Below are 11,740 nucleotides of genomic sequence, written 5' to 3'. Positions count from 1 at the left end.
GGAATTTGCGCGCGAACTTGCGCTGTCGCATTTCACCGTGCGGTTCCAAAACCTTCTGTATCCTGGTGTCCACGAAACCGGCACCACCTGAGCGCGGGTCCCGGCCCTGCTGCAATGTCAGCTTGGCTCCCCCGCCGCGATGCCACGCAACCGCGAGGCCAAGCCTCGGATAGCGACCGGGCGACAGCCGCTTCTTGTCATTGTCCAATACGTAAATCGCCAGAGCTTCGAGCGGTTCGGGCAGACGAACGCATAGAGGCTGTCGCTGAGTGCCATGGGGATATCTCCTGCATGGATGCAGCATTGGATCCTCAAAATATCCCAAGAAACTCAACGTCATTGGCCAAAAACGCGGCCAAGCGCGCGCGGCGAGCGGCGAGCGGCGAGCGGCGACGGATTGGCGACAAGCCACGGAAAGCAGACACAAAAAAACCGCCTCGGGCTAACCGGAGACGGTTTGATATGTGGGTGTGGTTGCGGGGACCTGCACTGAACGGTGTGCCACTTCCGCAGTCATCGAGATCTAGAGGCATGGCGCTGCGGAACTATCTGCCTCTCGGTTAGCGACCCGCCATGGACTGCCTCAACTTCGCCTGTCGCAGCGGCGATCGACGGAGATCGTGCGACTATGGTCGACCACCCCTGCCCGGCGCCGCTCGCACGCCCTTGCAGCTGGGATAGGCACTGCATCCATAATGGAAGGCTTTTCCGCCGTTGGCACCGCCCCACCGCTTGACCATAGGGCCACCACAGCAAGGGCAGATTTTTCCCGGCTTTGCACTGCCGCCGCCCTTTTTGCTTTTCCGGCTTTTCGTAATCGTGGCTGAAGCAGGCTGTTGAATCATCCGATTGGCCGGCGAAAGCGCTGTAGGCGCGCTCCCAATCAAAGCTACATCGGCCTTCGCCTGATCTCGCGCACGCAGGGCTGCCGCCAGTGCCGTATCAGTGCGCGAAGCACGCTCGTACACTAGATCTATCGTGTTTTTGAGCTCAGCAAGCCCGATTCGAACGGACCGTTCAAGCGCGACACGATGATTGACAACCTTCGCTGCCGCCTCAATCCTAATCTCTTCCAGCCGCCGCGCGGACCTCCTGATCTCCTTCTCGGCCGCCACTGAAAGGCCGTCACGCCATAGCAGGAGCGCGAGGATGCGCTTTTCTCCGACCCCGGTGATAGCCGCAAGACGATCACGCGCAAGATCTGCGACGTTGACGACATCATGACGGGCAAGCGTGACGATAAGCGCAGCACCGACACCGGGCACGCGGCTTCCCGTCAATGGATGTCCAGCGAGTACCCCAGTCACCCGCAATTGGACGCTTTGTGCTACGGCAATGCTCAACAGAAACGCTCGACGGTTCTCGAAACGCTCAAGCTTTGCAACGCTGCCCTTCACCTGTTCCAACAGCCGGGTGACTTCCCAGACGCCGATCTGCATCCGCCATCGCGCAAGTGCGCGCTCGGCCTTGAGAATCGCGTCCTGTCGCTTATCGAGCAGTTCGGCTACGTCACCGCTTTGTTTGAGGGAGTTACCACCACCGGCAAGACTGACCGCTGCCTTGCTCGGCTCAGGCCGGCGCTCGTACCAGGGTGGCTCAATCCCCTCCCCGGCGTGCCGTTTGGCCCGACCTACCATATTCGCGACGTCAGCACGCAGGCGTTCGATCACAGGGTCCGGGACAGGCACAATCACGCTTTTCTGTTGAGCGAACATCGTCCGCCCGGTCGCACGCTCGATCCGACACCAAGGGCACTGCATCGATACCGGCGCCATGATATGGTCAGTCCGCACCGGGCAGGGGATCAATCCGGCTTCTAGGTCTGACAAGGCTCTGACCCACTCGGCCGCGGGTGGCCGCGTGTTTCCGACAGGGAGGAATGCCCGCTCGAACAGGTGCCGAACGCCACGTGGCAGATCGCCTAGCAACAGACTATTGGGTGGCGGCTTGGCTCCGACGTCGGCGAGATGCGAAAAAACGAAACGTCCGTCGCGGATCGCTTGGTTGAGAGCGACTTGGCGCCCGCGGGATACGCCGGAAAAGGGGTGCCACCCGAGCATGAGAAGCTGGAACACTATCGTGGCAAGTCCAAAATCGTCGTGATTAGGAGTCCGATCGACACCGCCAAAGGCCACTCCCTGTAATTCAGGCGGCGTATATTCGACCATGCCGACCCGGCAACGATGGCTGCCAATCTGAAAACTGTCTGCGTCGATCAGCTTGACGGTACCGCGCTGGGATACGAGAATTCCGGAACTGTTGATATCGCCGATGACAATGCCGGCACCGTGGATGCTCGCCACCACACGAGCGAGATTGACGGCGACGCGCACGAGAAATGGCCAATCAGCATGCGCAAAAAATTGGCGGCGGGACGACGCTCCGAGGAGCTCATGGATCGGTTGGTGACCTGTCACCTGTGCCATGACAAAGCCAGCGAACCTGCCATCTTCGTGACGAACAATATCTTGGGGAAACGCCGCATCAGGACAGGCGGCAACCGCAGGGGACGCGATCATCGCGCTAATTTTTGCCTCCCGTATCGCATCAGGCTGGATGTACAGTTTGGCCGCACGACCCGAGCCATCGGCGAGGGCATAGATCTCGCCCTCGCCGCCCCGGCCAATGCGTGGGCCTAACAGGAGCAACTTTCCCGCCGAAGTCAGCCGGAGCGGCATCATCGCATCACGGCCAACACCAACGTCTTGTCGTCGGTTGTACGGGCATTGACGGCATCGGCATCGAGAAAGCGACCAAGTGCATCCGACAGGGGTTTGCAGGGGCCGGGGGCGGTTGCGGCGATCATCCCGCCGAATAGCCGGTCGAAAAACGGCGGATGGGCAACTGCTGCACTGAAGTCGAGAGCCAGGCGCTCGAGCCCATCGGTCATGACGGCAAGCCGATCGATCGTCCAGCCGCGTAAGCTACCGATCCGAAGCTGCGGATCGGTGTCGGTGACGAAAAACGTTTCTGCCGCAAATTCGCCGCCCTGGGGCCAGCTCAGTACAACAAGCGAATTTGGGACAGTCAAGCCGGCGACGACCGCACCGTCACCGATATGTGCGGTGAGGACTTCCTCTCCATCACTGATCGCCAGCACGAGCGTATTGGCGAAGTCGCCAGCAGCGACGCCTAAGCGGTCCGCAGCGACGATAATGGAAAGGCGCGCTTCGGCGACCCAGAGGTCGATCAGCAACGGGGTGGGGAGCAAAGCATGCGCGGTGACCCATGCCTTTGCCCGCTGCGAGATGGTACGAGCAGAAATGACCGCACCGTAGCGACCGTGGAACGTGCTTCCTGCCCCGTCGCAGGCAACAGCGATAAGGACGCCGCCATCGGCCGCGACGACGCGAACGGCATCCTGTCGATGACCATCAGCGTCACGGTGCGCCGTGCCGCACCGTGACGCAGCCGCCCAAGCCCAGCCTGCCATCGTCAGACGATCGTTGCCCAGCCGGCGGGCCCGGCGGGATTGGCGAGCGCAACGGGCGTGCCGGCGGTCGAGCGCGACACCGCCGACAGCGAGCTCGACAACCAGCGGAACATGTCCTCGAAGCGTAGGCCGCGCAACATCACGGGCTCCGCGACCGAGATGCGCGCGAGCGTGTCCATGGCGGCGCCATCGACCCCGACGGCGAAGAAACTGAACTTGCGGCGCTCCTCGCCCTGCTGCACCCGTTGCGCTGCCTTTTCCCACCGGTCGGTTGGTAAACCATCGGTGATGAGGAAGGCCATCGGTCGGTACGGCGTGACGCCATTGGACCGATACTGCGCTTGCCGACTAGCGAGCAGATCTATGCCGAGTTCGATCGCAGCACCCATCGGCGTTCCACCGTTGGCTTTCAGCGGCTGTGGATGAAACGCCTCGGCGGATACGAATTCCTGTACCACTTCCGCAGTCTCACCAAATTTGATCACCGCGACATCGACCCGCTTGGCCGACAGCCGATCCGCGCGCAACGCTTCGGCAAAGGCGAGCAGGCCGGCGTTGAGCGCAGCGATCGCCTCACCCTTCATCGATCCGGACGTGTCGAGCAGCAGCAGGCAGGCCGCGCGGGGCTCGGGATTGTCGGCGAACTCCATGTCGCCGAACGGCTGCTGGTCGTCGGACACGTGATGCGAAAAGTCGTCCATGATGGCCTATCCTCCTAGCTTTTGGATAGCGCCAGAAATGCGGCGCCACCTTCTGCTGGGGGAAGTAAGCCAAATAAAACTTCCCGTCAAGTATTCGGCGTCTTGAGGACCCGAGAAGGTTAGTGTTTGCGGATTGCCGTTTCCATCACCTTCATGAAGCCAGGCTCATCAGAAGCGTTTTCGATATCCCTGATGAGAGAAATCCGCCCGATGTCGTCCATCAGGCGCCGGTTGCTGACCCAGCGCCACATCGCCGCAGCCGCGGTCGACACGTCGATGACCAGCCGGGCGCCGGCGGACGCAAGGCGATCTGCCCACAAGTCAGCCATGCGCTCACGTTCGATGAGGTACATTACTCGCCTGGCATCCTGATCCGGATCGTTAGCCGGAAGGGCATCGCGGATCTCGCCGGGGAGCAGGACGGCCATCAGGTCCTTGCGTCCTGCTTCAAGTCGATCGGGTTCAGCCAAACGCGCGGCGATCGCGCGCAGAAAGCTACTTTCGTTATTTCGAATTAGCGCGATCGCGAGACCGGGCGGCAGGTGCGTGTCGATGAGCAGCAGGGCCACTATCAGGCGGCAGCATTGGCGCAGCGTGTAGCCGCGGCGAAGCGACGGATCCTCGCGCAGCGAAGATGGCCAATCGTAGCGGGCGAGTTGCTTCAGCCGTGATCTCAGCCGGCTGCGCACGTCGTCGGTGAGATCGGGATACAGATCGAAGCGTGTGTCGCGTGGATCGGCTGTGAGGACGATATAGGCCAAGTCCTCGAGATATGCAGATGACAGGCGGGGCACGTCGGGTTCGGTCATGCCCCGTGATACCGGGTGCAACAGTCAGATGGAAGCCGCGCTACCGTTCAACCATGCATCACGCTGGCAGCTCAGAAGGTCGACCAGACCGGTGTGACGTCGACGACGAGCCAGCTGTCGCCAGTGTCGCTGATTGCGTTGATTAGGAGATCCTCCATGCCGGTCATCGGGTCGGCGAGATGGCGCAGCGGCAGGCCGACCAAGCCCACGGCGATAGTTGACGGCACTTGCCCTGGGCACGAGAAAAGGCATCGGCGCGGCGATAGTTCGCGATATTGCCAGGCCGGCGCGTTCCTCGTCGCCTGCTCGATGGTAATGAGGAGGTATCGTGACCGGCGCGCGATCTGGACGACGATGATACCGCTTGCTTCCTCGATGCGGCGAAGCAAGGCATGGCCCTTGCGCAGTATCGCGCTTGCCTTGCCGTCCACGAGGGCGTCGATCGCGAGATCGATCTCGCCGGGTGTGAGGTTTGCCTGCCGGAGCAAGCTCAGGGCAGGTTTGGAGATGTGGCGCGTCATTACGGCGCGCGGCGACATGCGGTCAGTCATCGCCGATCCGATCGGCAGCTCCCGGCATGCGCCGCCATTGTCTTAAGATCTGCAGGCCACTGGACGGGAAGCGTGCACGACGCTGGGCTCCCGCTCTGTCTTTATCCGGACACCGCTGCCACGCGGCTTGCATCTCGAACATCTTAATCATGCGTCCCGCTCACCGGTTTTGTGGTCGTTCGCGCCGCCTTCCGTCTCCTGTTCGATGTGGACAACCCGAAGGGCCGTGACACGATCGCGGAGCCACGCGCCAGATCCGTTCTTGCGGTGTCCCTGCAGAACGAAATGGAGGAGCGGGTCCGACGTCAGCGGCGTCATCGCGGGCAACAGCGCTGCCAGCGTCGAAGCGGTAAGGTCGTCAGTCGCTTCGCCGCTTGCCGAGACCTTGTTCTCAATCTCGCGAAGCATGCGCCGCAATGCCGCTATGCGTGCGAGAATCGATGGCTTCCACACGGCCGGCAGCGCATCGATCAACCCGCCGTGCGCGCCGCCTCGAAAATCGCGCACGATCCGCCGGCTCCAGTCATGGTGACGATCCCGGTCGAGCCAATGCCCGGGCAAAAACCGTGCTCCGCCGACGGGCGTGCCTGCGGGCGGAAGATAGACGTCGATGAGTCCGCCAGTTTCATTGGCGCGCCGGAACCGTGCCTCGCCCTTCTCGATGTCTTTTTCCTTCTGTCCTCGTGATCGTGCCGGACCACGCAGGGACTGGCTCTTTGCCCCCGGGACAACATGTGGCGCAACGTTGGTGAGCAAAGTCACGAAGAGTGTCCAGAAAGCGTCGTATTGCGCCGGGCGACTTCCCTTATCCGTACGGCTATTGCTCAGCTTTGTCGTTTGCTGTGCGATCTCGATCAATCCAACGGTTGCGGTATCGAGCAGATCGAGGCCCATGTAACGAGCAAGCGCGATCGGCATCGTCTTGCCTCCCTTGTTTGGTCGCATGGACCGCGCGTTCTTCAGCATGCTTGCGAGGCGCTTGTGACTTTCCGGAAACCGTTGCGCTTTGAGGGTGTCCTCACGGCCCGCGAGCATGGCGAGCAGTTTGTCATCGAAGTCGATGCTGCTGGGTCCTGCCGCGACCTGCCAGAGCAGGGTCTCGACGTGGAATGGCGTGTCGGCGAGAACGGCGTCGAGCGCCTCATTGTCCAGCGAGGTGGACGACGTTTCGCCGAGCAGCAGGCGAACGAGTTCCCGGCTGTTGGGAGGGTTGCGACCCGTTGCCGACGATCCGTCAGCCAGATCTCCGGCAAGCGCGGCAACGATCCCACGCAGCCGCTCGAGCTCGGCGAGGATCAGCAGTGCACCGAGCAGCCCGCGCGCAAGCCGCGGATAACGCGGATGTGGCGCAGCAATTTCCGGCCGTCGTGCAATCGCCAGATCAAACTCGAGGCTTAGCAGTACCGCATAGGTTGTCGCATCGCGATCCCGCACGGCAAGGCAATCGTCGGCGACATCGCCGACCCGAAAACCGAAGAAACGATGGAAAGCATCATCGACCGCGGGAGCTACCGTCCCTTCCTCTCCGCCGCCGCCGAACCCGGTGCGTTTGGCGAAGAACACCATCAGCGCCTTCTTCGTTTCGGGGAGACGGAAAAGCCGAGGCGGGACGGTCGCCTCGCCTGCGGCCAGCGCCGCCTGAAGCGCCGGGCTGAAGGCAAGCCGGCCAAGACGCACGCCGGCAGGCAGCGTAGCGGATGCGGCGTCGGTGCTGGCTGCCCTCGCAAGATCGACATCGACCCCAAGCCTCGCGGCCAAAGCGGCCGCCTCAAGATGAGCAGCGCCGTCACCTTCCCTGAGCAGATCCGGTCGACCTTCAATCGCTCGATCCAGCGCCAGCCGTTCGATCAGCGCGGGCAGTCCCTTCATCAGCGCACCTCCTCATTACTTGGCAGATGGCCATCTGCCTGCAACGCTTCAATTTCCACGACCCACTGATCCCGCGCCGCCTCGAACTCGCGCGTCCGACGCGCTATAAGCGCCGCTTCGATCGGGGCAAGTTCGACGAGAACCCGCGCGCGCTCATCGACTAGTCGTCCAGCCTGCACAAGCAGCGTTTCCAGCTGCTCGGCGGGCGCACGCTGGACCTGCTTCTTCAATCGAACGATGTCGATGTCGGCGCGACCGAGCGCCTCGAGCAGGGCGTTGTGCTTTTCAGCGAGATCGCCCCCGGCGACCTCGCCGGACAGGGATTGGGTGTTGCCGCTCATCGCTTTCCCTTTCGATATTTGAGGATGGCGCCGTGCGCCGACAACCAATCGGCCGCCTCACCGCAGGTCCGGCACTCCGGCAGTTCGATTCCGAGGCCATCGGCCGTATCCAGGATCGTCCAACGTTGCCGCCGGGTAACGGGCGCGTCGCGCCAACCACGATCGGCACTGGCCGCTTCGCGATCGGCAAATCTGCGGCAGTGTTCAGCGTAAGCCGCGGCCCCCCGGTTGAACGCCGACACTCGCCCGATACGATCGAGATCGGCAAAGCCCTCGCGCAGGCCAGGCAACAGTCGCCCTCCAAGCGTGCGACCCCGGCCTGGCACGATGCGCAGGCGCTCCAGCATTACAGGCGTCCCGAGTGCGCACAGCCCGGCGAGCGCTGGCGCATGCGTATAGCGCAGGCCATAGCCGTGGAACTGGCTGCCGAGCACGAACCGGGCGGCGTCCCCCGCGCTGCACCCCAGCGGCGGCTCGGCGCGATCCCGACGCGCCGCGATCATCCGCCGCCCCACTGCCTCGCAGTCGCCGCGGTGCCGATCGAGCGCCCGGTACAGGATACGCATCGCATAGCGATCGGCTGAATCTCCTGCCGCTTCCTCGACCCAGCGCGTCGCGTCCTCGAAGGGTACGGCCAGCAGCCCGGCCAGTGCGGTAGCGTCGTCCGCCGCCATACCGACCGCGACCGCCAGACCGCCAAGCGTATAGTAGCTACGATGAGGATGGCCGAGGAGCGGCGCATCCCATCGCGGCAGGGCGGCCTTACGCGCGTGGAGTACACGGTCTTTCGAGGCGGGTTGCGTCGTCATCCAGGGCATGATGCCCGGCTGAAGATCTTCTGCCCTTGGTAATGGCTGAATTTAAACGCGCGGCAGCCATTACCATGGGCGCACCCAGAAATCAGAGGCACGACCTTCGCACCAGTTGTTCAGTCAATTTTGGGGGTGGGATGCGAGATAAGCGTTTCTACGAAACGCAAGCGCGGCGACCCAGTCGCCGATCCCACCCCCCTGCCCCCCTTCCTGCCCAAATCTCGAAACCTGCGTTCAACATCGGCGACGTCCTCATCGACGCGACGCCCGAGCGCCTTCGCCAGCAGTTCGGCCGCTGCGAGGATGCCGAGCGCGCTATGTTGCGCGACATGCGGATCGAGCAAAACCGGTTGGCCGCGATAACGCGCAGCGACCGCGCAATGCGCCGTCACATCATCGCCATTGCGAAGCTGGAGCGTGAACTGGAAGGGGTGACGATTCGGCTAACGGCCCGTGTTCATGAGAAGAAAAAGCCGGTGCCGGCGAACCGTAGAAAGCGTGAGGATATACCGCCGACACGGCGCCTTCCCCGGATGGGCATCGTCATCCTCGACCGCGCTGGTCGGCGCGGAATCTTAGTCCAGATGACCTCGGTCGGCGCTAACGATACGCGGTATCGGCCAGGCTGCGCTCGTCTCCATCTGAACTACATCTGGGCGGAAAATGCCGTAGAACGCCTCTCGTCGGGCGGTCTGTCACGCTGCTCGAACATGGGGCCGACGCCCGAACTCGTGGCGGCCGCCATGGACCTCAAGGAGGATGTCGCGCGCGCCAGCCGCGCCAACGCCAATATCGAAATACGGGTCATCGTGCGCTTGCCCAAGGACATCAGTGCGGACGCGCGCTTCAGCATCGTACACCAAGTGTGCGAGGAATTTTTTGGTCGTCACGGCCTGCCATATGCGGCAGCTGTCCATCCGCCCGATCCACATAGCGACGAGCGCAATTACCATGCTCATATTCAAGCCGGGTTCCGGCCGATGCGCTATGCTGGGGGATCTGATTGGGAGGTCGCGACCGAGCTTCGCACCGACCTTTCCAGACCGATCGGCATACGCCTCCTTCGCGCCGTGGTTGCAGACACAATGACCCAGGTCAGCCGTGAGGAAGGGCGGCATCACATTTATACTTCGCTGTCGATGCAGGAACGCGGGTTGTCGCTGAAACCGACGAAGAAGGTCGGTCGCGAGCAGACCGAAGCCTATCGGCGCGGCGAGTATGTCGGGGTCGTGGAAGAGAATATCCGCATCATCGCCGACAACCTCAAACGGTATGCTGCGCTGCGCCTTCGGTGGTTTAAGGAAAAGCTTGCGATGACCCCGCGGCCGATCGAAGTCACCGTGCCGGTTCTCAAAAGCGAGGTCCTCGAAGCCGCCTCACGCCCAATCGAATTGGCCGGCCCGACCGCAAAAAAGCGGCGGGCGCTGGCGCGCCCCGACATCGTTGCCATCCCGGTTTCAAAGAGCATAAACGGTGCTCGCCGCGCTCTGCCGCGCCCCGCTATTGAGAGACAATCCGACCGCATCAAACGAACGCCGGGCTTGGCCGAGGCGACTCCCCCCCGCCCCTTCTTTGACGCAAAGCATAGCCTGGCCACTCTTGACACGGGATCCAGTGGCTTGGCCGAGACAAAGGCGGCCGTGCGTGCGCCCGCGCGCACACAGGTGCCCCGCCCATCGACACCAATAGTCCCATTCGACATCGAACTGGACGGCGCCAGCAGGTCGAATACCGGGCGCAAGATGGCAGGTCCCACGGTTCCCGCTCCGCCTGCGCAGCGGCCCGACGATGCAGGGATGCGTGATGGGATGCTGCTCATCCAGTTGCGACAAGCTCAGCAGAAGGAGCGAGCAAAACTCGCCGTGCGGCGAAAAAATCTTCTCGACCGATCGCTCTTCCACCAAGGCGATCACGGGAATCCAACACCGGAATATGCGGCGTTCCTGCTCGCGATACGAGAGGATCCGACGGTCCTGCGCTGGGAGCTCGATACAAAAGGAAGACGTCATACGCCCGCTTTTGCGCGTGGTGACCAAGCGTTCGCCGACCGCTTCGCGCTGTACATGCAGCACCCCGCAGTTCGCAGCCAGGTTGGGGAGCTTCTGAAGACCGTTTACGAACCTGGCGCAGCGTGGCCAAGCGAGATTTCCAACGGCATGTGGCGCTACGAAGCAGGCAGATATGGTGCGCGTGGCGCAGCGGCGGCGCGTGCTGGATGGACGCAGGGGGACGCGCTTTTCCGGCAAATGATCGCCCCATCAGACACCTCGCCGATACTCAGCCAGGTCGATAATATTGTCGTTCCCGACATCCGCCAAGTGATTAGCTGGAGAGATGCAAACCTTCTGCGTCTTCTACATCCTGGAGCCCAGCAAATGCTCACCATCGCATACCGCGAACAGCAGGAAGAGCGGGTCGAATGTCTCGCGTCTGTCGCGCAGAGCGTGACGGAGATCGAACGCAAGCTGGCACCCGCAGGCGGCGGGTCCGTACGAGCAGCGGTGGTCCCGGTTACCATGCCAGCATCCCTTAAGGCGATGTTCTCACGCTGGCAGGACGAGGCCGACTTTTACCTCGACACGGCGCCGAACAGCGAAGCCGGAAAGGCAGCAGTGACGCGCAAGAAACGTTGCGACGATCTTCACCTGCGCGCCTTGCAAGCGGCGCAGGATTTCGGCGATCACCCGGCCGTCTTGCGTGAACTGATCGACCGCGCAGCGGCTGCAAAGCCTAGTACGAAACGCGCCGAACACGTCAAAAAGGATCAGAAGCGGTCATCTGGTTCCGCTTTTTCAAAAACCTCCCGTACGCGGGGAAACCTGCGGCCGCGTGGCAGAACTAAACATTAGATCCAGCGACGGCCAAGGGTTGGTTGGCCTCGTCGCACCGGTCGCGCGGCCACACGATGGACCAACGGGTGTGCGGACCAGATCAGCCCTACGATAAGGAAAAGTAAGATGCGCAACACCTGCGTAGCCGCCGGTCTTGAGCCTGCAAAACCAGCAGCAGCAACGAAAAGGCGCAGCCGCACCGGGCATCAGCCCGTCGCGAAGATTTCAAGAGAAGGCGAAGTGAAGGATCCAGGGGAAAGGAAAAGGAAGGTGGCGAAAGTCAGCTTCGCCCCAGGGTTCTTCCACCGTCTCGTGTCGCTCGAAGACGGTGTCCGCTGCTCCATTCGGAGCGATCACGCAATGTGCATGCCGTCGACCTCGTCGCCCTGACCG

General features: G+C 62.5%; 10 protein-coding genes. 2 read left to right on the top strand and 8 right to left on the bottom strand.

Features of this window, described 5'->3' with window-relative positions; all coding sequences use genetic code 11:
- Positions 1-626: 626 nt before the first annotated feature.
- From E2E30_RS04910 to E2E30_RS04875, 8 genes are all read right to left on the bottom strand, one after another.
- Positions 627-2,681, bottom strand: a complete 2,055-nt coding sequence (locus E2E30_RS04910) for a helix-hairpin-helix domain-containing protein (protein WP_206365643.1) — start codon at positions 2,679-2,681, stop codon at positions 627-629.
- Positions 2,678-3,433 (bottom strand): PP2C family serine/threonine-protein phosphatase, encoded by a 756-nt coding sequence (locus E2E30_RS04905; protein ID WP_133187757.1) that lies wholly within the window; start codon positions 3,431-3,433, stop codon positions 2,678-2,680. The genes E2E30_RS04910 and E2E30_RS04905 overlap by 4 nt, the downstream gene beginning before the upstream one ends.
- Positions 3,434-3,435: 2 nt before the next feature.
- Complete coding sequence (locus E2E30_RS04900) at positions 3,436-4,134, bottom strand: vWA domain-containing protein (RefSeq protein ID WP_133187755.1); 699 nt, start codon at positions 4,132-4,134, stop codon at positions 3,436-3,438.
- 119 nt (positions 4,135-4,253) lie between these two features.
- The gene (locus tag E2E30_RS04895; protein WP_133187753.1) at positions 4,254-4,943 is read right to left on the bottom strand and encodes a hypothetical protein; all 690 of its coding nucleotides are present in this window, start codon (positions 4,941-4,943) and stop codon (positions 4,254-4,256) included.
- A 71-nt stretch (positions 4,944-5,014) separates the two neighbouring features.
- Positions 5,015-5,494, bottom strand: a complete 480-nt coding sequence (locus tag E2E30_RS04890) for a hypothetical protein (RefSeq protein ID WP_133187751.1) — start codon at positions 5,492-5,494, stop codon at positions 5,015-5,017.
- Between the two features lie 147 nt (positions 5,495-5,641).
- A complete protein-coding gene (locus E2E30_RS04885; RefSeq protein WP_133187749.1) occupies positions 5,642-7,363 on the bottom strand; it encodes a hypothetical protein in 1,722 nt (573 codons plus the stop codon).
- The gene (locus E2E30_RS04880) at positions 7,363-7,704 is read right to left on the bottom strand and encodes a hypothetical protein (protein WP_133187746.1); all 342 of its coding nucleotides are present in this window, start codon (positions 7,702-7,704) and stop codon (positions 7,363-7,365) included. The genes E2E30_RS04885 and E2E30_RS04880 overlap by 1 nt, the downstream gene beginning before the upstream one ends.
- On the bottom strand, positions 7,701-8,513 hold the full coding sequence (locus tag E2E30_RS04875; protein ID WP_133187744.1) for a hypothetical protein: 813 nt from the start codon (positions 8,511-8,513) through the stop codon (positions 7,701-7,703). Before E2E30_RS04875 ends, E2E30_RS04880 begins: the two co-directional genes overlap by 4 nt.
- A 140-nt stretch (positions 8,514-8,653) precedes the next feature.
- Here E2E30_RS04875 and E2E30_RS04870 point away from each other — a divergent pair, with 140 nt between their 5' ends.
- Positions 8,654-11,365 (top strand): hypothetical protein, encoded by a 2,712-nt coding sequence (locus tag E2E30_RS04870; RefSeq protein WP_165954463.1) that lies wholly within the window; start codon positions 8,654-8,656, stop codon positions 11,363-11,365.
- Between the two features lie 108 nt (positions 11,366-11,473).
- On the top strand, positions 11,474-11,737 hold the full coding sequence (locus E2E30_RS04865) for a hypothetical protein (protein ID WP_133187740.1): 264 nt from the start codon (positions 11,474-11,476) through the stop codon (positions 11,735-11,737).
- Positions 11,738-11,740: the final 3 nt, after the last annotated feature.

The sequence above is a fragment of the Sphingomonas sp. AAP5 genome (assembly GCF_004354345.1).
In the GTDB taxonomy this organism is placed as follows: Bacteria; Pseudomonadota; Alphaproteobacteria; order Sphingomonadales; family Sphingomonadaceae; genus Sphingomonas; species Sphingomonas glacialis.
This window is presented reverse-complemented; position numbering and strand designations above follow the sequence as displayed.